The following is a 23,191-nucleotide window of genomic DNA, read 5'->3' as shown; positions in this document are numbered from 1 at the left end:
GACCGGCCGGGATGGTCGCTGCGCGCAGCTTGCTTCGGACGACTGCGCTCACCAGTAAGGCCACATCCCCGCCGCCCGTTGCCTGCTGGGTTCGGCGCCAGTCAGCAGGGTGCGCGCATGTTGCAGCACGACGGTGGCGCGCTCGGCGCCGGGGTCCCAGATGCAGCGGTGACGCAGGCGGTCGAGCGGCGCCCAGCGCGCGATGTCGGCCTTGCTGAAGATGACCACGCTGTTCAGGCCCAGTCCGGCGGCGATGTGCGACACCCCGGTGTCGTTGCAGATCAGCAGGCGCGCGCGGCTCATCAGGGCCGCCATGGCGCCGATCGAGATCGGGGCGGCGGCGATGATGGCGGGCGCATGCATGCGATCGGCGACCGCCTGCGCCAGCGGCGCCTCGTCCGCCGATCCGGTCAGGACGATGCGCATGCCGAACTCGTCGGCAAGCCGATCGGCCACCCTGGCGAAGCGTTCCGGCGGCCAGCAGGTGTCGCGCTGGCGCGCTCCCGGGTGCACGCAGATATAGCTGCCCGGCTCGAGCCCTGCCGCCAGGCCGCTGGTGGCGAGCTCGTCCTCGTCTTCGCGCAGGATCGGGAACTCGAGGTGCGTGCCGGCCTCCGGCGCCCCAAGATGGCCGACCAGGTGCAGCAGGCGTTCCGGCTCGGCGCCGCTCTCGGGATAGGGGACGAGAACGGTCTTTTCGGTGCTCAATGGCTTGCCGCGGCAGTGGCCCGCCATTGCGGTCGCCCCGAAGCCGGAAACGATGTGGTTCGCGATGTCGCCGCTGCCGTGCAGTTGCACGGCCAGGCTGAATTCACGCGCGCACACGGTCGCATAGAACGGGGGCAGGTCGTCATGGTGCACGGTTTGCTCCGGCAGCAGGGGATGGCCCGGAAACGGCAGGAATTCATCGAGGTAGGCGGCAAACCGGTGGACGAACTGCGCTGCCCACGGCAGGCCGACCAGGGCAATTCTGGCCTTGGGCAAGGCGGTGCGCAGGGCGCGCAGGGCCGGGACCGCACACAGCATGTCGCCAAGATGCAGTGCGCGAAACACCACGACCGATTGGATAGGAATGCGATGCAGCAATGGTCGCCGGAGCATGGCTTTTTCTCCTCTCAACATCGTTTTTCATCGCGGCGAATTCTTGTCGTTCGCCGATTGCCCTTCTCCTTGCACGAAACATATCGCTAGCCCTGCCTTGCCCTTCGTGAAACAGCCGCGCCCGCATCACGCCAGCAAACGGTCGAGCACATTGCGCGTGATGCGTTCGACGCGGCGGTCGCGCGGCCCGTCGATGACTTGCGCCCAGTCGGTGGTTCCGGCCGAGAACACGGTGCCGCCGCGCTGGTAGATGCCCAGCGTGGCGGCGTGGATGCCTTCGCGGGCGGCGTGCCGCTCGCGCGAAGGAAGATCTTGCCAGTGGCGGTCGAGGTGGCAGGCCGCCAGCACCTGGTAGCCGTGCGGCGTGCCGGCGCGGTCGCACCAGGCGGACAGGGTCGCCTTGCCGCTGTCGTGGTCGAAGGCGGCGAGCGGGGCGCCGTCGCAGGCATGGCCGGCCAGGGGCGGCCAGGTGTCGTGGCCGAAGCGCTCGCCCTGCGCCAGGCCGGTGCCGGCGAATATCCAGTGGCTGGCATCCTGGACCCGGAACCCGCCGCTGTGGCGCGGGCCGTCGCGCCAGCCGCCGCCGTGGCGGTAGCTGGCGCCGCTCAGGCTGTCTTCTGGACGGGCCGCGCCGCCCGGCCGCCACCAGTGGTCGGGCGCATCCTGCGGCCCGTCCTGCCGGCACACCAGGGCCGTGCCGCCGTCGACCAGGTGGACGCGCCACCAGCACAGCTTGGCGCCGAAGAAGGCGACGTTGCCGCCGCCTTCGACGAAGGCTTCGACGGCGTCGCGGCGCGCCTCGGTCCAGTATTCGTCGTGGCCCGCGCCGACCAGCAGCCGGTAGCGGCCGAGCAGGGCGGGATCGGCATGGATGTCGAGATCGGTGCAATAGTCGACCGCGTAGCCGCTGCGCTCGAGCCAGCGCACGAAGCGGGCGTCCCAGTGGGCGAACGTCTGGCGCGGCGAGCGGCAGTCGTAATGGTCGGGGGCGCCCCAGACCGGCCCGCCGATGCCGCCGCCCGGCCTGCGCAGCGAGACCCGCGCCCCAGGCGGCGTTCCGGCGCGCTGCGCTGCCTGGTAGTCACCGCCGCCACCGCCGCTGCGGTTGTAGGCGTGGTAGGTGGCCAGCGGCAGCTTGTACAACAGGCGGCGCGCAGGGCGGCGGCCGGCGTCGGCGCCGCTCGGGACATGCACGGAGGGCGGGGCCGCGGCGTCGGGTTCGGCCCGCACCACGAACAGGGCCGCGCCGGCATCCTGGTCGAGCCGCGGCGGGCGCGGACCGGCGTCTTCGAGCTGGGCCAGGTAGACGCCGGAGCGCAGCGACGGATCCAGCGCCAGCGAGTAGTCGGGCCAGTGCCAGTCGTCGGCCGGATCGGCATCGAGGGCATGCTTGCCGGGCAACCAGTCGCTGCGCATGACGGGCTCGAAACCATCGCCCCAGCGGTACAGTGCGGCGCGAAAGCGCGGCCGGTCGGTCGACACGTGCAGCTGCAGGCGTTCGCCGGGCCAGATGCTGGCATGGCGTGGGTAGCCGCGGATCATGCCGGCAACCCTGGTTCGTGGCGCTTCATGACGAGGTAGGGCGGCATGGCCAGGCCGTGCAGCGGCAGGCGCCGGAAAGTGGCGACGGCCTCTTGCGGCGTTTCGACCAGCGGCTCGTGCCTGCCGCACAAGGAGGTGCCCAGCAGCACCGGCACCCCGGTGCGCACTTCGAAGCCGGCCAGCAGGGCGCGCAGCACCGGATCGTCGCTGGGACCGACCGTCTGCAGGCGCGCGCTGCCGTCGACGTGGGTGACCGCCGCCAGCAGCGGCATCACGCTGCTGCGCACCGGGACCGCGAACTGCATGAAGGGCGATGGCGCCTGCAGGTCGAAATACTGGGACGCGCGCTCTTCGGCCACCATCGGGGAGAAGGGGCGGAACCATTCGCGCTCCTTGACGCGGGCGTTGATCCAGTCGCGCATGCGCTCGCGGCGCGGATCGGCCAGGATGCTGCGGTGGCCCAGCCCGCGCGGGCCGAATTCGCTGCGGCCCTGGTACAGGCCGACGACCCGGCCCGAGCACAGCAGGTCGAGCATGCGCGCGCACAGGGCGTCGCGCCCGCGCGGATGCTCGACGATCAGGTCGCTCGCGCCGTCGAGCGCCGCCTCGATGTCGGCCAGTTGGGGCGCCGGACCGAGATAGTCGTGGGTCCAGCGGAAGTCGGCGCTGCGGCCGGCCAGCTCGAGCAGGCCGTAGATGGCGCAGCCGAGGGCGGCGCCGGCCGCGCCCGGCGCCGGCGGCACGAACACGCGCCGGAACGGGCTTTCGCGCAGCAGGCGCGCATTGGCCGCGCCATTGAAGGCGGCGCCGCCGGTGAGGCACAGGTCGTCCAGGCCGGTGCGCCCGTGCAGCCAGCGGGCCAGCGCCAGCAGCGCTTCTTCGAAAGCGCGCTGGCCGGCCGCCGCCAGGTTGGCGCAGTCGGTGAAGCCGGCCTTGGGCGAGCCGAAGCGGAAACGCTCGGCGTCTTCGAGCAGCACCGGCCAGGCATGCGGGATGGCGACCTGCATGCCGTCGACCTCGAGCGGCGGCAGGCCGAGCGCGTGCGGATCGCCGTAGGGCGCCAGGTCGGTCACCTTGCCCTCGTTGCCCTGGCCCGGGAACAGCGCCTGGGTGAGCCTGGCGTAGAACATGCCGAGCCCGGCGGGGTGCTGGTCGCCATCCCCCCTCAGTTGCTGGCCGATGCGGGCGATGCGTTCGCGGTCGACGCGATGGCAGGAGGCGACTTCGCGCCGCCCGTCGCCCCCCACGCTGCCCCGGCCGCCCACGACCATCACCGCGGCCTCGCGGAAGGGAGACGGGTGGAAGGCGCCAACCACGTGCGCCAGGTGCTGCGGGATGCGGGCGCGGCGCGCGCCGCGGGCGAAGACGAGGGCATGGTCGCCATCGCCGCCGGCCGCCTCGCCGGCCACTGCGTTTGCCACCCCGCCGGCTCCCGCGCCGGATGCATGGCATTCGACCAGTACGTCGAGCGGTCGTTCGAGCCCGGACAGGTGGGGCAGGTAGAAGGTCTCGATGTCGCCCGGCTCTCCCGGGTGGTGCTGGTGGCGGGTGAGGCGCGCTTTCTGGATTGCCCATTGCACGTGTGAACCGTGCATGAGGCAGACGCTCGCATGCCGGTCGCGGTTTATGCCGAGCACAACGGGGGTATCGTCCATCGTCTTCTCCTGGTTAGCGCAGCGGCAGATCAGTGGGTTGAACACCGGGAGCGACAGCCGGTGTATGCCGGATTGAAAGCAGCGGGCAGCGTGCGGTAGTCAGCCATTGGTAGTCAGCCATTCTTTGAGCGCGACCGTTCAGGATTAGTTCGCGGCCATGCGGCGAATTCGGCCGGCGGCGCCGGGCCGGCGCCGGTACGCTCACCGGAAAGGCGGTATCATCCGTGGATCCTGGCCACCATCCTCCCGACCATGCTCCAGACGCCCGCCTCCTTCACGCCGCTGTTCGCGCCGCATCCCGACCCGGAACCCTTGAACTTCCTGTTCCACAAGGGACAGCTCCTGGTGCGCGAAGACGGGCCGGCCTTGCCGGACGCGGCGGCGCTGGAGCGCATGGGCGTGGCGCGCGACACGCTACAGCCGCTGGGCTTGCTGGACGGACGGTATTGCCAGGCCGGCTGGTTCGACCTGGAACCGGCGCTGCCGCCGGGCCATGCCTGGCGCGGCCTGCGTGCGCTGTTCGGGGTGATCGACGAGGCGCTGGTGGGCGTCGCGGGAAGGGCGGCGCAAGTGGCCGAGTGGGCGCGCACCCACCGCTTCTGCGGCGTGTGCGGCAGCGGCACCGTGCTGGCCGTCGGCGAGCGTTGCTTCAAGTGCGTCAATTGCGGCCACATGGCCTATCCGCGCATCTCGCCGGCCATGATGGTGCTGATCCGCAAGGGCGACTCGGTGCTGCTGGCCAAGCACCTGCAGCATGCGACGCAGCGCTTCGTGCCGCTGGCCGGCTTCCTGGAAGCGGGCGAGTCGATCGAGGAAGCGATCCACCGCGAGGTGTTCGAAGAGGTGGGCCTGCGCGTGCACAATCTGCGCTACTTCTCCAGCCAGTCGTGGCCGTTCCCGCACTCGCTGATGCTGGCCTTCACGGCCGACTACCTCGAGGGCGAGATCCGGGTCGACGCCAGCGAGATCGCCGAGGCGCGCTGGTTCGGGCCCAACGACGAATGGCCGGAGCGGGTGCCGCAGATGTCGATCTCGAGCGTCCTGGTGGACGCCCATCGCCCGCCCGGCCGCTAGGGATTCAGGGCCGGGCCGGCGCCACCACCACCGTTACGCCATCCGGCGCGCGGGCCGCGGCCGGCGCCGGCGTGGGCGCCAGGGACTGTTCGACATTGAGCGGGGCCGGCTTGGCGCCGGTGCTGCGCAGGTTGATCGCGCGCTGCAGGATGTCGAACCAGAACGGCGCGCCGAACAGGGTGGTGCTGGCGGTCACCAGCCAGCCCGAGGCCTGCAGCGCGAAATCGGCATCGAGCAGCGGCGGAAAGGCTTGCCAGCCGATCGGCAGCACCCACAGCTGGGCCATCACGTCGGCGTCCAGCCCGTCGGGCACGGAGGTGATGTGGGCCGCCATGGCGGGATGCTGCCACAGGGTCTGGAACAGGTGGATGCTGTCGATGTTGAACAGGATCGTCAGCAGCAGCGAGACCAGGAACGAGATCAGGAGCTGGCGCCGCTTGTAGACGCCGGACAGGCGTTCCATGGCGGTTTCGAACCAGCCGGCAAGGGCCGCCTGGAAGCGCTGCAGGTCGCCGCCCGCCTGCTGGTACAGGGTCTGCAGGGTGCGCCGCAACTGGGGATCGGGAACGGCGGCGATGTCGGCCTCGAGCGAGCCCTGGCCCCCGCGGATGGCGTCGATCAGCGCGATCGCGAAGTTTGCCGGTTCGATGTAGGATGGGCGCAGCCTGGCGGGCAGGCGTGCGCCGGGATCGAGCGCACCGGCGTGCGGGTTGACCAGCGGATGCGCGTACAGCGCCCGCGCCGTGGCGTCGAAGCGGGGATCGTTCAGCATGCGCTTGATGGCATCCTGCAGCATGCCGGCGCGCAGGCGGAAGCTTGCTGCCAGCGCTTCCTGCAAGGTGGTGACGACCAGCGCCAGGGTGCCGTAGCAAAATGCCAGGCCGATGGCGACTTCCAGAACCGTGCTGCCGAACATAGCGCTCTCCCAGGCTGGAACCACACTCAACGCTAAGCGATCTGTGTCATATCGGATTTAATTTTCCTCAAGAATAGGGCGGCCGCCAGCCGGCTACGGTGCTTCCCTATATACTTGCGGCAATCGTTTTTTTAAGGTGCACCATGTCTGACAAAGAAGCTTTCACAGAACACGACTGGCGTCGTCTCCTGACCAGCCTGGGCGAAAATCCGGAGCGTCCGGGCCTGGTCGAAACGCCGGCACGCGTCGCGAAAGCCTGGAAACACTGGACCTCGGGCTACAACCAGGATCCGGTGGAAGTGCTCAAGGCGTTCGAGGATGGCGCCGAGGAATACAATGAACTGATCGTGGTGCGCGGCATTCCGGTCTACAGCCACTGCGAACACCACCTGGCGCCGTTCTTCGGCAAGGCCACCGTCGGCTACCTGCCGAACGGAAAGATCGTGGGCCTGTCGAAGCTGACCCGACTGGTCGACATCTTCTCCAAGCGGCTGCAGGTGCAGGAACGCATGACGATGCAGATCGCCAATGCGCTGATGGAAGTGCTGGAACCGAAGGCCGTCGGCGTCGTCGTCAAGTGCCGCCATATGTGCATGGAAAGCCGCGGCATCCGCGCCATCGGCGAAGAAACCATCACCTCGACGCTGCTGGGCGAGCTGCAACCGAACCTGGCGCTGCGCACCGAGTTCCTCGCGCTGGCGCGCGACTGAGATCCCGCGAATAGGTTACGTTGTAAATACAACGGGAACCTGTTCCAGATCAGGACCTCCAAGTTGTTTTGGAGGTCAATATGGATCGTCCAGCCTATCCCAGCGATATTCCTCGCGAGCAGTTCGAGGCGATACGGGCCATGCTCGAGGCGGCCCGGCGCAAGACGCGTCCGCGCAAGCATGATTTGTACGATGTGTTCTGCGCCGTGCTGTACTTCCTGCACACCGGCACCACCTGGCGTGCGATGCCGGCCGGCTATCCGCCCTGGCGCACCGTGCACGAGTATTTCACCCAGTGGACCATGCAGCGCGAGAACGGTCAGTCGCTGCTCGAAAGCGTGCTGGAGAAAGCGGAGAGGCAGGCCGAACTCGCCCAGCTGCGCTCCTTGATGCACAAACGCTAGGCGCCCGGCACGAGCTGTCACTTTTTTGTCACATTCTGTTGCACTTTGCCAAAGGTGCGCAGGAATGGATGGGCTAAGCTATGGAAAAAGTTATCAATTTTTCATCAATAGCCCCGCGCCATGTTCGAGCACGTCAATCTGATCCTGTTTTCCGCCCTGAATGCCCATGCTGGCCTGACTGGCTGGCAATTGTTGGGGGCTATGTTTGCAGCCGAATGGCTGATTTTCCTGGTGCCTTTTTCCCTGGTCTTGTTGTGGGCCAGTGGGACGGGTCCGCGGCGCGAGGTGGCGCTGCGCGCCTTCCTGGCGGCGGCCTGTGCGCTGACCCTGAACGCCATGATCGGCCACCTGTGGTACAGCCCGCGTCCCTTCGTGGCCGAGATCGGCCATACCTTCCTGCTGCATGCCCCCGACAGCTCTTTCCCCAGCGACCACGCGACCAGCATCTTCTCGGTGGCGCTGGTGCTGGCCTTCAGCCGCGTGCCGCTGGCGCGCAGCCTGGGACTGGTGATGCTGCCGATCTCGCTGCTCGTGGCCTGGTCGCGCGTCTATCTCGGCGTGCATTGGCCGAAAGACATGATCGGGGCCTTGCTGGTGTCGGGCGGCTTTGCGCTGCTGGCCTATACGCCGCTGGCGCAGGCCGCCTGCGCACGGGCGCTGCCGGCGCTCGAACTGGTCTATCACCGGCTGCTGGCGCTGCCGATCGGACGCGGGTGGCTGCGGCCCTGATTATTCTTCAGTCGACGCTTCCGGCTTTTCGAAGGTCAGCTTGTCGTCATCGCCGAGTTCGAAGATTCCCAGCGGCAGGCCGGTGACGGCGTCGGCATCCGGCGCTGCCAGCTCGGTGCAGCCCGTGGTGTCGATCTGCCAGGCCTGGTCATCGGCGCGCAGGGTATACACGTTGTTGCCGTTGCCGAACAACTCGACCTGCAAACCCGACAGCCATACCGACCCCAGCTCGAGCTGGCGCTGGCATTCCGGCAGGCGCGACATGATCACGCGCAGCGTTCCTTCCTTGGCCCAAAAGGTTTCTTTCTCGACCCTGACCGTGATCGCGTGATCGGTGTTCGGATCGATGGAATAGGTGGCCGTCTCGATGAAGCAGCCGGTCAACAGCAGCGGAGCCAGGAGGATGAGGGGAAGGCGCATCGGCAGTGTCATTGTTCATTCATGCAACAGTGTGGTGTGCCGAGTATAGCAATAGCGATAAGGACGGCGCCAATTCAGGCGGACAGCATGGATTGTCGTTTTGCGCCATCATGCGCCGCATGGAAAAGAACGACTACGAAGTGCTCGGCGGCCCGACAGCCAGTCGTCCCGTGAAGATGTGGACCAGGGGCGTGCCGGTCGAGCCGGAGGCGAAGGAACAGTTGTCGAAACTGGCGCAACTGCCGTTCGTCTTCCACCACGTCGCCGTCATGCCCGACGTCCATGTTGGCAAGGGATCGACGATCGGCAGCGTGATCCCGACCCTGGGGGCGGTGATCCCGGCCGCGGTCGGCGTCGACATCGGCTGCGGCATGATGGCCGCCAAGACCACCCTGCGCGCCGACGACTTGCCCGACAACCTGGGCAGGCTGCGCAGCGCTATCGAGCAGGCGGTGCCGCATGGCATGTCGCCCAAGACACGGCACGCCAGGGGCCGCGACGTCGGTTCCTGGAACAATCCGCCGCCGACCGTCGATGCCGGCTGGGCCAGGCTCAGGAACGAGTTCGACGAGATCTGCCGCAAGTATCCGAAGCTGCGGCATGCGAACCACTACAAGCACCTGGGCACCCTGGGCAGCGTCAACCATTTCGTCGAGGTTTGCCTGGACGAGGAAAACTTCGTCTGGCTGATGCTGCATTCCGGCTCGCGCGGCGTGGGCAATGCGATCGGCACCCATTTCATCGAGCTGGCGCGGCAGGACATGCGGCGCCACATGGTCAACCTGCCGGACCAGGACCTGGCCTACCTCGAAGAAGGCACCCAGCACTACGATGACTACGTCGAGGCGGTCGGCTGGGCCCAGAAGTTCGCGCGCATCAACCGCGAAGTCATGATGCAGAACCTGATCCACGCCGTACGCAGCGTGATCAGGAAGCCTTTCGAGACGCATGTGGAAGCAGTCAATTGCCACCATAACTATGTGCAGCGCGAGCGCCACTTCGGCAAGGACGTCCTGATCACGCGCAAGGGCGCGGTGTCGGCGCGCGAAGGCGAGCTGGGCATCATCCCCGGTTCGATGGGCGCGCGCAGTTTCATCGTGCGCGGCAAGGGTAATCCAGAAAGCTTCAATAGCTGCAGCCATGGCGCGGGTCGCGTGATGAGCCGCACCGAAGCCAAGCGCCGCTTCACGGTGGCCGACCAGGAGCGCGCCACGCGCGGGGTCGAATGCCGCAAGGACGAAGGCGTGATCGATGAAATTCCGATGGCCTACAAGGACATCGACGCCGTCATGCACGCCCAGCGCGAGCTGGTCGACGTGGTCCACACCCTCAAGCAGGTGGTGTGCGTGAAGGGATGAGCGCCCCATCTTCCACCAAGCGAGCCTGTCCATGACTGAAGACCAGAGCCTGACTGCCCGTCGCGGCAACGCGCCGGTTGCGCCACCCTCCGAGGTGCACGATCCGCAGCGCAATCCGGCGCCATCGACGCCGCCCGACAACCTGTGCCGCGCCGGCAGCTATGCCGGCCTGGTCACGGCGGTACGCAAGGCGCTCGAGCGCAACGCCGACTTCGGCAGCTGAATCTGCCGGGGATACTAGCGCCGCGCCAGCGACAGCAGGTCGGCCGGCGCGCCGAACTCGCGCTCCGGCGCCACCCGGCGCAGCGTCTCGATCGGCGCATAGCCCCAGCTGACCGCGCCGAAGCCGATGCCGGCGCGGCGCGCGGCGTCGGCGTCCGTGGTCTGGTCGCCCACGTACAGCGCCTGCGACGGTGGCGTGCTCGCCAGCCGCACCACCTTGCGGATGCGCGCGGCCTTGCCGAAGATCGACATGCCGCATTCGTACTGCCGCATCAGGGCCGCCAGCTCGGGCCCGAGCACGGCGCGCACGTTCTCCTCGGCATTCGAGGACACCACCGCCAGCCGCACGCCGGCGCGGTCGAGCTCGCGCAGGATCGGGCCGATGCCGTCGAACAGCGGGATGCGGCCGGCGCCGGTGACGGCGCGCATGCGGTCGATGAAGGAGCGCGAGGCGAACGGCAGCTTCCAGGCCGGCATGCCGACGTGGCGCATCACGTCGCGCGGCCCGTAGTGGCGCAGCCGCTCGGCCTGCTCGGCGTCGACCCGCCGGAAGCCGTGCTGGTCGGCGATATCGTTGAACACGCTCAAAAAGAAGGGCCAGGAATCGGCCAGCGTGCCGTCGAAGTCGAAGATCGCCAGGCGGTAGCTCATGCGGGGAGCCGGGAAGGAGTGGTCATGGCGCGATTATAGGAGACGGCGGCCATGGGGTGACGCCTGGTTTCCAATCGCCCGCGGGCGCCGCGCGCTGCTGATCCAGGAGCTCAGTGCGCAGCGCATCCTGGAGCGGGTCCGCGGCGCGCCGGTGGCCGCCTAGCGCATCGCCTGCAGCAGGCTGGCGCCATCGAGTGACTGGCGCAGCCGCGTCGAGTCGCGCCCCGGCGACAGGCCGAAGAAGCGCGCGTACTCGCGCGAGAACTGCGAGCTGCTCTCGTAGCCGACCGCATGGCCGGCGCGCGCCGCGTCCTTGGCGCCGGTGAGCATCAGGCGCCGCGCTTCCTGCAGGCGCAGCTGCTTCTGGTATTGGAGGGGGCTCATCGACGTCACCGACTTGAAGTGTTCGTGCAGGGTCGACGAACTCATGCCCACGTCGCCGGCCAGGCGCTCGACGCTCAGCGGGCGGTTGAAGTTGTCCTTGATCCAGCAGATCGCGCGCGTGACCTGGGCCATGCGGCCTTCGCCGCGCGCGATGTGGCGCACCACGTCGGCGTGTTCGCCGGTGAGCAGGCGATAGTGCAGCTCCTTCAACAGCAGCGGGGCCAGCACCGGAATGTCTTGCGGCGCCTCGAGCAGGCGCACCAGGCGCGCCGCGACGTCGGCCAGGCCAGGCGTGGTCTCGCTCAGGAACAGGCCGCGCGCCGACGCCGCGCCGCGTGCGCGTGGCATGGGGCGCCCCGGCAGTTCGAGGTCGAGCGCGGCCAGCACCTGGGGATCGAGGTCGACCCGCAGGCACAGATAGGGTTCTTCCTTGCTGGCCTGGGTGACGCAGCCGGTCACCGGCAGGTCGACCGACACCACCAGGAACTTGGCCGGGTCGTAATGGAAATCGTTGCCGGCCAGCGACACCAGCTTGGCGCCTTGCGCGATGATGCAGACCGCCGGCGCATGCACCACGTGCAGCGGTTCGGTGGTGCGGTCGCTGCGGATCAGCCACATGCCGGAAACGGGGCTCTGGTGCATGCCTTCGATGGGCGCATGGCGGGCAATCAGGTCGGCGAGTTCACGGATCGCTTGCATCGTCGTTCTCCTCGTGGCGGTGGCGGTTCATGCGCCTATTACACCCTATAACGCGCGTGAAATGCTCCGCAAGGATTGCCCAATCCTCCGGCTACACCACGCCGCCGTTGGCGCGCAACACCTGGCCGTTGACCCAGCCGGCCTCAGGGCCGGCCAGGAAGGACACGACACGGGCGATATCCTCCGGCTCGCCCAGGCGCTCCAGCGGCGGCAACCCGGCGAAATGGGCGATCTGCTCGGGCGTCTTGCCGTCGAAGAACAGCTCGGTCGCCACCGGGCCCGGCGCCACCACGTTGACGCGGATACGGCGGCCGCGCAGCTCCTTGGCGAAGATCTGGCTCATCGTCTCGACGGCGGCCTTGGTGGCGCCGTAGATCGCGTAGCCGGGCGGCTTGAGGCCGACCACGCTGGTGGAAAAGTTGACGATGCTGCCGTCGTCGTTCAGGCGCGTGGCCGCTTCGCGCATGGTGTTGAAGCTGCCCTGCACATTGATGGCGAAGGTGCGCGCGAACAGTTCGTCGCTGGTATCGGCCAGCGGCACCGTCTTGAGGATGCCGGCATTGTTGACCAGGACGTCGACCTTGCCCAGCTCGCGCTCGGTGGTGTCGAACAAGGCGCGCACCTGGTCGGGCTGGGCGACGTCGGCCTGGATCGCGATGGCCGTATGGCCGGCGGCGCGCAGGGCGGCGACGGTTTTCTCGGCTTCCTGGGTATTGCTGGCGTAGTTGATGGCGACGCGGTAGCCGTCTTCGGCCAGGCGGCGGGCGACGGCGGCGCCGATGCCGCGCGAGGCGCCGGTGACGATGGCAACTTTGGATGGGGTCATGGATGCTCCTCGGGTTGGTTGAGGACTCCATGATGCGCTGCTATCGGAAAAAGATCATTCCTGCGAAACCACCATCATTGTTTCGTTGCGGATAATATTTAGTAGCAGGGATTATTATTGGCAGTCATGCAGACGGTGGCGACCCGTTTGCGTTCCACGTAGTCCGGCCGTGGGACGCTGCCGTCGTCCGGGCAAGCGCCGGGGCCATTGCGGTTGCAGGCGACCGACTGGATCGTGTAGATGTGCTTGACGGTCGCTTCCGGCTCGCCGTTGGCGCCGGGGTGTTGGCCTTCGCGGAAGACGCGGTAGGAGCAGGTGACCGTGACCCGGAAACCGCTGTCGTCGACGAAATCGCCGAGGTCCGTGGCGGCGCCCGTTTGCGTGCAACGGCTGCCGAGGCCCTGGTAGACCCATTCGATGCCGGCGCGCGCCGCCAGGCCGGCGCGGGCGCCGAGCAGGGACTGGTTGACGGTGGCCTGCTGGGTATTGGTCAGCTGCAGCAGGGCCACCGCGATCCCGGCGACCACCACCAGGAACACGATCGCCGCGATATAGGCGAAGCCGGATTGGGGGCGCGCTTGGCTCATGGCACGTTGTCCACGTGGGCGCCGATGGTGAGCGGGACCGACTCGCCCTTGTCGCTCAGGGTCAGCTGCAGCTGGATGAAGCCGCTTTCCTGGGTCGCGCCCTGGTTGGGAGAATAGATGAAGGCGCAATGCGATACCTTGTCCGCCACCAGCGCGGCGCCGGCCGGCGCCGCTGCCGGGCAGGTTTCGTTGAAGTGGAAGCTTGCGTCGGCGAGGCGGTACAGCTTGCCCGCGCCGGTGCCTCCGGCCAGCTCCGCGCCGAGGCACAGGTAGGTGACGACTTTTTCGTCCTTCGGCACGATGACGAAACGTCCGCCGTCATAGCCCGGCGGGACCCGGATGGGGGCGTCGAGGGTGATGCTGGACACCCCGGTGGCGGCGTTGGTGGGAGCGCCCGATGCATTGACGATGCCGACGTTCACCTGGTCATAAACGTCGCTCGTGTTCTGGTTGCCGATCACGATGGCATCGCCCGGCACGGGCGCATTGACGTAGTCGGTCAGCACGTCGAAGCGGTCCCTGGTTTCGGTATCGTCGAGGAAGTCGCCGGCCACAGTGTTGCCTTCGATGTGGGGACCCATGCGGTAGCGGCCGCCGTCTTTGGTCGGCACCAGTTCCATGCACGTTGACGATCCGAGCCGCAGCGAATTGGGCACCGCGCTGCGCACTTCGCCGACGATCTTGCGCAGGGCCGTGTCGGCCTGGTTGGTCAGCGCCGCGCGTTGCCCGACCAGCAGGTAGCTGCGGATCGCCGGCAGCAGCTGCAGGACGAGCACGCCGCCGATGATGCCGATCAGGACGATGACGACGATCAGCTCGACCAGCGTGAAGCCGCGCGCGAGGGGGCGCTTCATGGCTGTCATGGCCTGGTCCTCCAGCCGGTGAGCTGCAATTGCTGGCCGCCGCGTTCCGTCACCACCACCTGGATGCGCCGGACATTGTCTGCATCGGCGATGTCCGTCAGCGTTGCCGGTGTGACGCTGACCGCGACGTCGTAGCGGTCGAGGCCTGCGATCGGAGCGCCGGCCACGTCGACGATGCCGCCGCTGGTCGCATATCCGTTGTAGTGAGTGACCTCGGTATAGTCGGCGCGGTTTTCAGGCTGTGCGGCGCTGCCGCCCTCTGTGACGTAGGGCTTGAGCATGACCTCTTCCATCATGGTTTCGGCAATGGCCAGCATCTGCTGGGTGATCAAGGGGTCGGCGCTGGCAACGTTGGCGCGGTTGTAGACCGCGACCAGGCCGGCCAGCGCCGTACCCACGATCGCGATGGCGATGATCAGCTCGACCAGGGTCATCCCGGCCATGCGCTTAATTGACAAGACCGGTCCTCCCGTCGACGTGGATCGTGCGCCGCACGCCACTGGAATCGCTGACCGTGATGTCGAAGCCCGCCAGCGGCGCACCATCCGCCGCGGCGGCGACCGTGCCGTCCGGACGGAAGAACAGGGCGGGCTGCGGGTTGTTCATGCTGACCTTGCCATCGTTGCTGTCGAAGGTGCCGTCTCCGGCGCCGTCGAGCTGCAGGTTGCAACCGGCCATGCCGGCAGCCGTGCTGATGCGCAGCTCGAGACGCCGCTCGAAGGTCGTCACGCACGCGATGCGGCGCTTGGCCACCGCGCTCTTCTGGGCGGTGCGCAAGGCGCTGGCCACCTGGTCGCCGAAGACGACGGCATTGATGCTGTTCCCGCCCATCAGCCGCGGAATGCCGATCGCGGCCAGCACGCTGATCAGCACCATCACCGTGATCAGTTCGACCATCGAGAAGCCGTCCTGGCGCCGCCATGCGCGCTTCAATTGAACACCTCGCGCATGTGGATGATGCGTTTGCTCTCGGGCGCGAAGATGCCGAAGGTGGCGCGGCCGGATGGATCGGCGCAGCCGCCGAGCGATTGCAGCCAGGGCAGCTTGGCGCCAGCACTGGTGCGGATCGGGTCGGCCTTCAGGCAGGACTGGTCGTGCGTGGTGTCGATGCCGAGGTTGAAGGCAATGTTGATCCAGCCCGCCGCATCGCCCTGGACTGGCAATTTGGCCTTGCCGCCATCGAGCTTCAGATCGGAAAAGACCTGGGTCTTGGGCTTGGCGCCGCTGCCGTTGGCGTGGGCATGCGAGGTCTGGGCGATGGCTGCCGCAGGCACGATGGTGAAGTCATCCCTGTTGTTGAGGAGCCAGCTGGCGCCGCTCCAGTATTCCACCGTGACCGGTAGATCGAGCGTGGAGCCAGCGCGGCCGAACAGCGTGGCGATGCGCAGACGCCCGCTGCGAATTTCCGGCTGAGCTTTTTCATGACTATCGTCGCCGCCCGAGCCGACCGTATTGTCGGCGTTCTGCGCGCGCAGGCGCATCACGCCGGGCGCGAGCGGCAGTCGCTTGCCATTGGCGTCGGCCGGCGAGGAATAGGTGGGATTGGCGCGCGCCACGCCCTTGGCAAAGGCGCTCGCCGCGATCGTCGCGGATCCCAGGACACCGCTGTTCGGGTTCGCTGTCTTGCCTTCCTTGTCGTAGGCAGTGAGCGTGACAGTCTGGCTGACGATGCCGTCCGAATAGTTTTCGGTCGCCTGGCCCGCGGCGTTCATTGCCGTGACCTTGACGGGAATCGGCTCGCCCGCATAGAAGAAGTCGAGCGGCTTGCGTGGCTCGTTGAACTGCTCGACCAGGAAATACTTTGGAATGACCGGCCCGACGCTGGTGCAATGGTCGGTTCCGTTGGTGGCCTGCGTGCTCCCCACGGTGTCCAAGCCGGTGTTCAGGAATGTCGTCTCCGTCTTTGCCGTCAGCTGAAGGCTGCCGGCTTCGTTCCACGACACCGCCGCGGTGGCCTTTCCTTCGCCGAACTCGAATGCTTTCTTCGTGAGTTGACCGGCTATGGCGCCGACCGGACGCACGCAGTTCAGGGAAATATTCGTCATGGTCGCGCTAGGCGGCAGCTTCGCCTTGTCGAAGTTCGCCGTGACCTTGTTGTTCTTGCTGAGCGCCGACACTGCCACATCGAACGTATCGCCCGCGTGGATCGGCCCTGCCGGCGCTGTGAGACCGAACTTGTATGGTGCGACGCCAAAGGTGGCCTCGCCTTCCACTTCGCCGGACTTCGCTTTCAGGCCCAACTCACCGGCATCCTCGTAGGCCAGCGTTACCTTGGCGTCGCCATACCTGTCGAACGAGGTCGCCAGGGTTTGCGCCTTGCCGGCAGCGCAGGCGAGGGCGATGCCGCTGCCGCCGGTCACGTTCAGGGTTTCGCCGCCGGTGCCCGGCCGGACATAGGCGCAGCTGTATTCGACGTCGATCGTCTGTTCCTTGAACTTGGCGACGCAGGAGTCGGTGTTGTCGCTTTTCTCCCGGGCCTTGATGATCGCCTGGATGCTCTCGCCCGCCCTGAAAGGCTGGACCTCGATCTCGAAGCCGGCGCCGGCAAAGCTCATGTCGCAGCTATTCACGCTGTTCTCGTCGGGAGCACTGCGGATGCAGCGTACCGGCGTGGTGCCGCCGGACGTCAGGCGCAGCGTTTCGGAGCCCACCGTGTTGCGCGAGACGGTCGCCTTGACCGTGCCGGTGCTGCCGGTGTCCGCGCTCACGTTGCCGGGGAATAGCTTGACCTGCGCGCCGCCGGTGAACTTGCTGCTGCAATCGGCATTGGCGCAGGCGGCGACCGTCACCGATTCCGGCGCGCACACCGAGCCGCTGCCATCGTGCGAAATCAGGAAGTGGTCGAGCGCCCCGGCTGCCGGCTTGGGTGCCTCGCAGCGTGGCCCGTTGGCGGTATTGACCGGATAGTCGCTCTGGTTGTCGACGCAATCGCAGTAACCCGGCCGCGTGCCCTTCTTGCAGAAGATCTTTTCGCTGACGCGGCCATGCCAGTACAGGGTCGCGAAGTCGACCGCCGCATTGCCGTTGATGAGCGCATCAGAGGCTTCCAGCTTGAGCTGGCCGGTGTCGACGTCGCCGTTGATGCGCACCGCGTGTCCCATGGTGAGGTATGTCGACGCCGTGACCTTGCCGGTGACGATGCTGCTGGCCGCATACATCTCGATTTCAGGCGAGGTGATATTGCCGTTGACCGTGCTTCCCGACGCCAGCGTGAAGCGGCTGGTGGCGACGATATCGCCTTTCAGGGTCACCGGCGAGCCGGTGGTGACGACGGTGCCGCTGATCGCGCCATCGATGTTCGCGTGCGAGCCGATCGTGATCGGCCCTTTCGAGCTCACCGTGCCGACGATGGTCGACGGGGAGTTGAGCGTGATCGAGTTCGTGCCGCTGACCGGCCCGCGGATCGTCGAATGGGAGCCGACCGTCAGGACGTCGCTGGCCTTGACCGTGCCGGTGATCGTGACCGAAGCGTCGGTGGTGATGGAGGTGCCGGTGACATCCGCGCCGACGGTGCTGCTGGAGCCGATCGACACCTTCCCCGTCGCGGTCACGCTGCCGCTGATCTTGACCGATGAGTTGGTGGTGACCTGGGCGCCGCTGACCGAGCCGTTGACGATGCCGCTGGAGCCGATCGACACCTCGCCGGCCGACGCCACGTTGCCGGTCACGGTCACCGAGGAGTCGGCCGTGATGGACGAACCGCTGACTCCCGCGCCGATGGTAGTGCTGGAGCCGATCGACACGGCTCCCGTCCCGGCCAGGCCGCCGCTGATCTTCACCGACGAGCCGACGGTGACCTGGCCGCCGCTGACCGAGCCGTTGACGATGGCGCTGGTGGCGACCGACACCGCGCCTTTCGAGACCATATTGCCGGTGATCTGGAAGCCCGCTTCGCCCCCGAGCGTCATGGAGCCGGCCGTCACGTTGGCGGTCACGCGGACCGGCCTGGTCAGGGAGAACTCGCCGGCCGCGTCGAACGAACCCCCGGAGATTCTGATCTTTTCCGGGTTGATCCCGTTGAGGTTGATGGAACCCCCGCTGCTCAGGCGCGCGCTGCCGGACATCGACACGCCATAGTCCCAGCCCGGACTGATACTGGATCTGATATGGACGCTGTAGCCGTTGGCGATCGCCATCGAGTCGTCCCATGCGCTCGAGGGCAGGTTGCCGCAGGTGTATGCCTTGCCGTCGAGTTGGCAACCTTTCACCCTGCTTCCATTGAAGGCATGCACCTCGCCAGCTTGCGCCGGCGCCTGCGTCAGGCACAGCACGCACAGCAGCATCCACGTCCACAGGCGCAGCGCTGGAATTGCTGTAAGAACGAAAGGAAAATGCACGAAGACCCTGACGCTAAGCGTAATTCCCGAAAGTGTGCACCGGATTGCCGCCAGGCGACAATAAGTTTTTCACTTCGGCAACGATCTGGTCGCATTCCCGCCCAAGAATGCGTTCCCCGGACAACGGTGTGTGACTATCATGGAAACAGACTTACAATAGTTTCCACCTTACTAACGCTTGCGGACACCATGGCCCATATTCAACCAGCCGGCTGGCGCGAGATGGCCGTCACCGGCGCCGCCGCGCGCGAGATCGAAACCCTGGCCTACCTCGAGCAGCGCCTGGCCGACACGCCGTACGTCATCTACCACGGCGTGCACTGGACCAACGTCGAGCAGGGGTACTCGGTCTATGGCGACGTCGACTTCATCGTGCTCGCCCCGAACGGCCGCATCCTGGTGATCGAGCAGGTCGCCGGCTTCCTGAACGAGACGCCGGAAGGCCTGGTGAAAAGCTACCAGGGCAAGCCGCGCAAGATCCGCAGCCAGATCCTGGCGACCATCGAGGGGCTGACCAAGCGCTACCACGGCACGCTGTCGGTCGACTATCTGCTGTACTGCCCCGACTACATCGTGCGCGACCAGCAGCTGGCCGGGATCGACCCGGACCACATCATCGACGCCACCAACAAGCCCAAGCTGGCGCGGGTGATCCGCGAGTCGCTGCCCATCACCGACCGCACCGACGAATTCGACAAGGTCACGCGCTTTTTAGGCGACACGCTGAACCTGCGGCCCGATCCCAGCGCCATGATCGGCAACGCGGTAAAGATGGTGACGCGGCTGTCGGGCGGCCTGGCGACATGGGCCCGGCGGCTGGAATTTTCTCCGTTCCGCCTGCACGTGATCGGCACCGCCGGCAGCGGCAAGACCCAGCTGGCGCTGGCCGAATACACGGCTGCGCTCGACGCCGGCCTGCGTCCGCTCTACGTCTGCTTCAACCGGCCGCTGGCCGACCACATCGAACGCCTGGTGCCGGCGGGCGGGCGGGTGGCCACCTTCCACATGCTGTCCGACGCCTGGCTGCGCGCGCAGGACGTCACGCCCGACTACGGCGCGGCGGACGTCTGGGACAAGATCGAAACGTCGATGACGGGAGCCGAACTGCCCGAGACTTGGCAGTTCGACGTGGTGATCGTCGACGAGGGCCAGGATTTCTCGGTGGCCTGGCGCGACATCGTGCTGCGCATGCTCAAGCCTGACGGGCGCGCGATCTGGATGGAAGACCCGGACCAGAACCTGTACGGCCGCGCGATGGTGCCGCTGCCGGGCTGGGTCACCCTGCATTCGCACACCAACTACCGCAGCCCGCGCCAGATCGTCGACATGCTGACGGCGCTCGGCGCCGCGCGCCAGCCGGTGGAGGCGGGCAGCCCGTTCAAGGGCGCCGACATCGAGGAGCTGACGTATCCGGAAGGGGACGAGGAAGCGATGCTGGCGCAGACGCGGCGCGCCGTGACCTCATGCCTGGCTGCGGGCTTCGGGCGCCAGGACATCGCGATCTGCGCGTTTCGCGGACGCGAAAAATCGGCCATCCTGAAGCTCGACCGGTTGAGCGATTCGCACACGCTGCGCTCGTTCACCGGGGCCTATGACTTGTTCGGCAACCCGGTATTTCGCGAAGGAGGCTTGTTGGCGGAGTCGGTGTACCGCTTCAAGGGGCAATCGGCCCCGGCGCTGATCTTCACCGAGATCGATTTCGAGGAACTGGACGAACGCGCGCTGCGTAAACTCTTCGTGGGAATGACGCGCGCGCGCCTGAAGCTGGTGCTGGTGATGAGCGAGCGCGCCTCGCTGCAGATGCTGGACCGGATGAGCGGCCCGGGCGCCACGGCGTGAAGCGCGCGCCACCGGGCCCGCGCCGGCGTATAGTCGGTGCATCCGGCCACATCGGCAGGGCACAGGAGGCAGCATGCGCGAAGCGACCCCGGGCACCACGTTCCACGGCCTGCCATTGACCGCCGAACAGCATAGCGAGATCCAGCATTACATCCACCGCCGGCAGCGCGCCGGCGAAGACTGGGACACGCCGGAACTGCAGGCCATGCTGGCCGACATGCTCGATCCGCCCGAGGCGGCCGTCCATTCGCGAGCCGACGACGATGCGTCGACCGCGGCCGAACGCTTCACGGCCGGCCGCGACGACGGCGAAGAGCCGATGCCGCATTGAGACAGTACGAACATTATTTTGTGCGCCGCACAAAAAAGCTGTTATACTCGGCTGCTCGATCAGGCCACGCCTGGTCGAAAGTCCTCCGATCCGTGACCGCGCCTGTGCAGTGCGCGACTTTCCGGAGGACGTGTTTTCGGTATGTCAGTCAGCCTGTACAGCGGACGCACCGCGCAGATAGCGCGGGCGCCCATAGCTCCGGCACCACGCAGATAGCATGGGCAGGAGCGGCGATAAATCGGTAATGCTTTGAAACGAAGCCCGCAGGATGCGGGCTTTTTTTTCATCCCTCTCCTGGCGCTCGATGCCGGGCCCCACGATCCCCCCGCATCAACGACGCCCGGCGCCTGCCGGCGCCGCACCTCCAGGAGAACCCGCATGGCAAAAGAAGAACTGATCGAAATGAACGGCCTCGTGTCGGAAGTGCTGCCCGAACTGCGTTTTCGCGTCGAGCTGGAAAACGGCCACAAGATGATCGCCTACACGGCCGGCCGTATGAAGAAGAACCACATCCGCATCCTGATGGGCGACCGCGTCACGCTGGAGCTCTCGCCCTACGACCTGACCAAGGGTCGCATCGTGTTCCGCCATCTCGAGTCGCGCGGACCGGCCGGCCCGCGCCGCGCCCCGCAGCGCCGCCGCTGATCGATCGGCGCAGGCAGGGCGTGCGCCGCCCCGCCTGGAACTTCAGGCCGCCAGCGCGGCCGGATTCTCTGCGCTCGCCGCCATGTGACGGTTCACCGCCGACAGCACCGACTTGAACGAGGCGGTCACGATATTGCTGTCGATGCCCACGCCGAACAGCGTCGGGCCATTCCCCACGCGCAGTTCGACGTAGCAGGCCGCGCGCGCATCGGCGCCCGAGCCGATCGCATGCTCGTGGTAGTCCATCAGGCGGATCTCCAAGCCCAGCGCGTTCACGAAGGCGTCGATCGGACCATTGCCGGTGCCGGCGAAGGCTTGCTGCGCATGGTGGCGCGCCACGTTCACGTCGAGCTGGACCTCGTGCTCGCTGTCTTCGACCATGCGGTGCGAGATGTAGTGATACGGCTCGTCCTGCTCCAGGTATTCGCGCGCGAACAGGGCGTGCAGGTCGCCCGCGTTGATCTCGCGGCCGCTCTCGTCGGCCACGCGCTGCACGGCGCGCGAGAATTCGATCTGCAGGCGCCGTGGCAGCTGCAGGCCGTATTCCTGTTCCAGCAGATAGGCCATGCCGCCCTTGCCCGACTGGCTGTTGACGCGGATGACGGCGTCGTAGCTGCGGCCCAGGTCGGCCGGGTCGATCGGCAGATACGGCACTTCCCAGATGGCGTCGGGCTGCTGCTTGGCGAAGCCCTTCTTGATCGCGTCCTGGTGCGAGCCCGAGAAGGCGGTGAACACCAGGTCGCCCGCATACGGATGGCGCGGATGCACCGGCAGCTGGTTGCAGTCCTCGACCAGTTGGCGCACGGCGTCGATGTCCGAGAAGTCCAGGCCGGGGTTGACGCCCTGCGTGTACAGGTTCATCGCCAGGGTGACCAGGTCGACGTTGCCGGTGCGTTCGCCGTTGCCGAACAGGCAGCCCTCGACGCGGTCGGCGCCGGCCATCACCGCCAGCTCGGCGGCGGCGACAGCGGTGCCGCGGTCATTGTGCGGGTGGACGCTGATGACCAGCGATTCGCGGTTGTTCAGGTGGCGGCACATCCATTCAATCTGGTCGGCATAGACGTTCGGCGTCGCCGCCTCGACGGTCGACGGCAGGTTGACGATCATCTTGTTATCCGGCGTCGGCTGCCATACGGCGCTGACCGCGTCGGTGATCTGCTTGGAGAAATCGAGTTCGGTGGTCGAGAACGATTCCGGCGAATACTCCAGGCCCCATTGGGTCTGCGGATGCTGGGCCACCAGTTCCTTGATCAGCTGGACGCCCTTGACCGCGATCTGCACGATCTCGTCGCGCTCCATGCCGAACACCACGCGGCGGAACACCGGCGCCACCGAATTGTAGACGTGGACGATGGCGCGCTTGGCGCCGACCGCCGATTCCACCGTGCGGCGGATCAGCTCATCGCGCGACTGGGTCAGCACGATGATGGTGACGTCGTCCGGAATGTGCTTGTCTTCCACCAGCATGCGCACGAAGTCGAAGTCGGTCTGCGAGGCGGACGGGAAGCCGACCTCGATCTCCTTGATGCCGATCTTGACCAGCATCTTGAAGAAGCGCAGCTTCTTCTCGACGCTCATCGGCTCGATCAAGGCCTGGTTACCGTCGCGCAGGTCGGTGCTCATCCAGATCGGCGGCGTGGTGATGGTGCGGCTCGGCCACTGGCGGTCGGCCAACGGGACGGCGGGGAAGGGACGGTATTTGGTGGCGGGATTGTTCAGCATGATCGGGGCTCCTGATGGGGTGGTCACTGGGCGACCTTGTGGGTCTGCGAGGTGGCGACAGGCTGCCGGACGGGCCACGAAAACGCTAGGCCCGGCAACCGATCGGTAGCTTTAGCAGCAGGCGAATGCCTGCGCGCGAGCCTGCCGCCAGGACGAGCCCGGTGGGAAAATGCGAT

22 protein-coding genes and 1 pseudogene are annotated in these 23,191 nt (G+C 67.0%); 9 read left to right on the top strand and 14 right to left on the bottom strand.

From position 1 onward, the window contains the following. Window positions 1–48 precede the first annotated feature (48 nt). The 3 genes from ABIB42_RS08050 to ABIB42_RS08040 form a co-directional block, all read right to left on the bottom strand. Complete coding sequence (locus tag ABIB42_RS08050; protein WP_219861763.1) at window positions 49–1,101, bottom strand: glycosyltransferase family 9 protein; 1,053 nt, start codon at window positions 1,099–1,101, stop codon at window positions 49–51. Between the two features lie 126 nt (window positions 1,102–1,227). Continuing rightward, the gene (locus ABIB42_RS08045; protein ID WP_219861761.1) at window positions 1,228–2,643 is read right to left on the bottom strand and encodes a N,N-dimethylformamidase beta subunit family domain-containing protein; all 1,416 of its coding nucleotides are present in this window, start codon (window positions 2,641–2,643) and stop codon (window positions 1,228–1,230) included. Further along, on the bottom strand, window positions 2,640–4,298 hold the full coding sequence (locus ABIB42_RS08040) for a carbamoyltransferase C-terminal domain-containing protein (protein ID WP_219861759.1): 1,659 nt from the start codon (window positions 4,296–4,298) through the stop codon (window positions 2,640–2,642). Before ABIB42_RS08040 ends, ABIB42_RS08045 begins: the two co-directional genes overlap by 4 nt. 252 nt (window positions 4,299–4,550) lie before the next feature. On the opposite strand from ABIB42_RS08040, the gene nudC reads away from it, so the two are divergent. Then, on the top strand, window positions 4,551–5,372 hold the full coding sequence (nudC, locus tag ABIB42_RS08035) for an NAD(+) diphosphatase (protein ID WP_184240225.1): 822 nt from the start codon (window positions 4,551–4,553) through the stop codon (window positions 5,370–5,372). A 4-nt stretch (window positions 5,373–5,376) separates the two neighbouring features. On the opposite strand, the gene ABIB42_RS08030 is transcribed toward nudC, so the two are convergent. Next, window positions 5,377–6,288 (bottom strand): hypothetical protein, encoded by a 912-nt coding sequence (locus tag ABIB42_RS08030; protein ID WP_219861757.1) that lies wholly within the window; start codon window positions 6,286–6,288, stop codon window positions 5,377–5,379. 143 nt (window positions 6,289–6,431) lie between these two features. Here ABIB42_RS08030 and folE point away from each other — a divergent pair, with 143 nt between their 5' ends. The 3 genes and pseudogenes from folE (at window position 6,432) to ABIB42_RS08015 (ending at window position 8,131) form a co-directional block, all read left to right on the top strand. Beyond that, window positions 6,432–6,998, top strand: a complete 567-nt coding sequence (gene folE / locus ABIB42_RS08025; RefSeq protein ID WP_005664537.1) for a GTP cyclohydrolase I FolE — start codon at window positions 6,432–6,434, stop codon at window positions 6,996–6,998. An 80-nt stretch (window positions 6,999–7,078) separates the two neighbouring features. Then, a pseudogene (locus ABIB42_RS08020) lies at window positions 7,079–7,351 on the top strand (transposase); the annotation flags it as partial. 252 nt (window positions 7,352–7,603) lie between these two features. Continuing rightward, a complete protein-coding gene (locus tag ABIB42_RS08015; protein WP_229520306.1) occupies window positions 7,604–8,131 on the top strand; it encodes a phosphatase PAP2 family protein in 528 nt (175 codons plus the stop codon). Here the strand turns inward: ABIB42_RS08015 and ABIB42_RS08010 are convergent, their stop codons facing one another. Then, window positions 8,132–8,551, bottom strand: a complete 420-nt coding sequence (locus tag ABIB42_RS08010) for a hypothetical protein (RefSeq protein ID WP_229409731.1) — start codon at window positions 8,549–8,551, stop codon at window positions 8,132–8,134. A 119-nt stretch (window positions 8,552–8,670) separates the two neighbouring features. Here ABIB42_RS08010 and ABIB42_RS08005 point away from each other — a divergent pair, with 119 nt between their 5' ends. Both ABIB42_RS08005 and ABIB42_RS08000 read left to right on the top strand, forming a co-directional pair. Continuing rightward, window positions 8,671–9,909, top strand: coding sequence for an RtcB family protein (locus ABIB42_RS08005; RefSeq protein ID WP_429248218.1), 1,239 nt, complete (start codon window positions 8,671–8,673; stop codon window positions 9,907–9,909). Between the two features lie 31 nt (window positions 9,910–9,940). Further along, window positions 9,941–10,132 (top strand): hypothetical protein, encoded by a 192-nt coding sequence (locus ABIB42_RS08000; RefSeq protein WP_005664542.1) that lies wholly within the window; start codon window positions 9,941–9,943, stop codon window positions 10,130–10,132. Between the two features lie 14 nt (window positions 10,133–10,146). Here the strand turns inward: ABIB42_RS08000 and ABIB42_RS07995 are convergent, their stop codons facing one another. The 8 genes from ABIB42_RS07995 to ABIB42_RS07960 form a co-directional block, all read right to left on the bottom strand. Beyond that, window positions 10,147–10,782, bottom strand: coding sequence for an HAD hydrolase-like protein (locus ABIB42_RS07995; RefSeq protein ID WP_005664543.1), 636 nt, complete (start codon window positions 10,780–10,782; stop codon window positions 10,147–10,149). A gap of 159 nt (window positions 10,783–10,941) precedes the next feature. Next, complete coding sequence (locus ABIB42_RS07990; protein ID WP_219861712.1) at window positions 10,942–11,865, bottom strand: AraC family transcriptional regulator; 924 nt, start codon at window positions 11,863–11,865, stop codon at window positions 10,942–10,944. A gap of 91 nt (window positions 11,866–11,956) precedes the next feature. Continuing rightward, complete coding sequence (locus ABIB42_RS07985; protein ID WP_005664545.1) at window positions 11,957–12,691, bottom strand: SDR family oxidoreductase; 735 nt, start codon at window positions 12,689–12,691, stop codon at window positions 11,957–11,959. A 98-nt stretch (window positions 12,692–12,789) separates the two neighbouring features. Then, window positions 12,790–13,278 carry an MSHA biogenesis protein MshP gene (locus tag ABIB42_RS07980; RefSeq protein WP_219861710.1) on the bottom strand — a complete coding sequence of 163 codons (489 nt, stop codon included), beginning with the start codon at window positions 13,276–13,278 and terminating at the stop codon, window positions 12,790–12,792. Then, the gene (locus ABIB42_RS07975; protein ID WP_051205024.1) at window positions 13,275–14,132 is read right to left on the bottom strand and encodes a prepilin-type N-terminal cleavage/methylation domain-containing protein; all 858 of its coding nucleotides are present in this window, start codon (window positions 14,130–14,132) and stop codon (window positions 13,275–13,277) included. The genes ABIB42_RS07980 and ABIB42_RS07975 overlap by 4 nt, the downstream gene beginning before the upstream one ends. A 5-nt stretch (window positions 14,133–14,137) precedes the next feature. Further along, window positions 14,138–14,599, bottom strand: a complete 462-nt coding sequence (locus ABIB42_RS07970) for a type II secretion system protein (protein ID WP_184240233.1) — start codon at window positions 14,597–14,599, stop codon at window positions 14,138–14,140. After that, on the bottom strand, window positions 14,589–15,074 hold the full coding sequence (locus tag ABIB42_RS07965) for a pilus assembly FimT family protein (RefSeq protein ID WP_219861708.1): 486 nt from the start codon (window positions 15,072–15,074) through the stop codon (window positions 14,589–14,591). The genes ABIB42_RS07970 and ABIB42_RS07965 overlap by 11 nt, the downstream gene beginning before the upstream one ends. Further along, complete coding sequence (locus tag ABIB42_RS07960) at window positions 15,071–18,424, bottom strand: DUF6701 domain-containing protein (protein ID WP_219861706.1); 3,354 nt, start codon at window positions 18,422–18,424, stop codon at window positions 15,071–15,073. The genes ABIB42_RS07965 and ABIB42_RS07960 overlap by 4 nt, the downstream gene beginning before the upstream one ends. A gap of 243 nt (window positions 18,425–18,667) precedes the next feature. Here ABIB42_RS07960 and ABIB42_RS07955 point away from each other — a divergent pair, with 243 nt between their 5' ends. From ABIB42_RS07955 to infA, 3 genes are all read left to right on the top strand, one after another. Continuing rightward, the gene (locus ABIB42_RS07955) at window positions 18,668–20,317 is read left to right on the top strand and encodes an ATP-binding domain-containing protein (protein ID WP_219861704.1); all 1,650 of its coding nucleotides are present in this window, start codon (window positions 18,668–18,670) and stop codon (window positions 20,315–20,317) included. A 73-nt stretch (window positions 20,318–20,390) separates the two neighbouring features. Then, on the top strand, window positions 20,391–20,648 hold the full coding sequence (locus ABIB42_RS07950; protein WP_005664552.1) for a hypothetical protein: 258 nt from the start codon (window positions 20,391–20,393) through the stop codon (window positions 20,646–20,648). A 378-nt stretch (window positions 20,649–21,026) separates the two neighbouring features. Continuing rightward, entirely contained in the window at window positions 21,027–21,293 is a 267-nt protein-coding gene (gene infA / locus ABIB42_RS07945) for a translation initiation factor IF-1 (RefSeq protein WP_005664553.1), read from the top strand. Between the two features lie 42 nt (window positions 21,294–21,335). Here the strand turns inward: infA and leuA are convergent, their stop codons facing one another. After that, the gene (leuA, locus tag ABIB42_RS07940) at window positions 21,336–23,018 is read right to left on the bottom strand and encodes a 2-isopropylmalate synthase (protein ID WP_040775737.1); all 1,683 of its coding nucleotides are present in this window, start codon (window positions 23,016–23,018) and stop codon (window positions 21,336–21,338) included. Between the last annotated feature and the right edge of the window lie 173 nt (window positions 23,019–23,191).

This window comes from Massilia sp. UYP32 (genome assembly GCF_050434365.1).
Classification (GTDB): domain Bacteria; phylum Pseudomonadota; class Gammaproteobacteria; order Burkholderiales; family Burkholderiaceae_D; genus Telluria; species Telluria timonae.
The sequence above is the reverse complement of the archived record's forward strand: the minus strand, read 5'-3'. Positions and strand labels throughout refer to the sequence as shown.

Coding starts and splice junctions, on each gene's coding strand:
- ABIB42_RS08040 (WP_219861759.1), bottom strand. CDS start 4,298: ATGGACGATACCCCCGTTGTGCTCGGCATAAACCGCGACCGGCATGCG.
- ABIB42_RS07995 (WP_005664543.1), bottom strand. CDS start 10,782: ATGAGCTACCGCCTGGCGATCTTCGACTTCGACGGCACGCTGGCCGAT.
- ABIB42_RS07975 (WP_051205024.1), bottom strand. CDS start 14,132: ATGAAGCGCCCCCTCGCGCGCGGCTTCACGCTGGTCGAGCTGATCGTC.
- ABIB42_RS08045 (WP_219861761.1), bottom strand. CDS start 2,643: ATGATCCGCGGCTACCCACGCCATGCCAGCATCTGGCCCGGCGAACGC.
- ABIB42_RS08010 (WP_229409731.1), bottom strand. CDS start 8,551: ATGCGCCTTCCCCTCATCCTCCTGGCTCCGCTGCTGTTGACCGGCTGC.
- ABIB42_RS07960 (WP_219861706.1), bottom strand. CDS start 18,424: ATGCTGCTGTGCGTGCTGTGCCTGACGCAGGCGCCGGCGCAAGCTGGC.
- ABIB42_RS07985 (WP_005664545.1), bottom strand. CDS start 12,691: ATGACCCCATCCAAAGTTGCCATCGTCACCGGCGCCTCGCGCGGCATC.
- ABIB42_RS08015 (WP_229520306.1), top strand. CDS start 7,604: ATGTTTGCAGCCGAATGGCTGATTTTCCTGGTGCCTTTTTCCCTGGTC.
- ABIB42_RS07990 (WP_219861712.1), bottom strand. CDS start 11,865: ATGCAAGCGATCCGTGAACTCGCCGACCTGATTGCCCGCCATGCGCCC.
- nudC (WP_184240225.1), top strand. CDS start 4,551: ATGCTCCAGACGCCCGCCTCCTTCACGCCGCTGTTCGCGCCGCATCCC.
- ABIB42_RS08050 (WP_219861763.1), bottom strand. CDS start 1,101: ATGCTCCGGCGACCATTGCTGCATCGCATTCCTATCCAATCGGTCGTG.
- ABIB42_RS08030 (WP_219861757.1), bottom strand. CDS start 6,288: ATGTTCGGCAGCACGGTTCTGGAAGTCGCCATCGGCCTGGCATTTTGC.
- ABIB42_RS08000 (WP_005664542.1), top strand. CDS start 9,941: ATGACTGAAGACCAGAGCCTGACTGCCCGTCGCGGCAACGCGCCGGTT.
- ABIB42_RS07980 (WP_219861710.1), bottom strand. CDS start 13,278: ATGAGCCAAGCGCGCCCCCAATCCGGCTTCGCCTATATCGCGGCGATC.
- ABIB42_RS08005 (WP_429248218.1), top strand. CDS start 8,671: ATGGAAAAGAACGACTACGAAGTGCTCGGCGGCCCGACAGCCAGTCGT.
- ABIB42_RS07955 (WP_219861704.1), top strand. CDS start 18,668: ATGGCCCATATTCAACCAGCCGGCTGGCGCGAGATGGCCGTCACCGGC.
- folE (WP_005664537.1), top strand. CDS start 6,432: ATGTCTGACAAAGAAGCTTTCACAGAACACGACTGGCGTCGTCTCCTG.
- ABIB42_RS07950 (WP_005664552.1), top strand. CDS start 20,391: ATGCGCGAAGCGACCCCGGGCACCACGTTCCACGGCCTGCCATTGACC.
- infA (WP_005664553.1), top strand. CDS start 21,027: ATGGCAAAAGAAGAACTGATCGAAATGAACGGCCTCGTGTCGGAAGTG.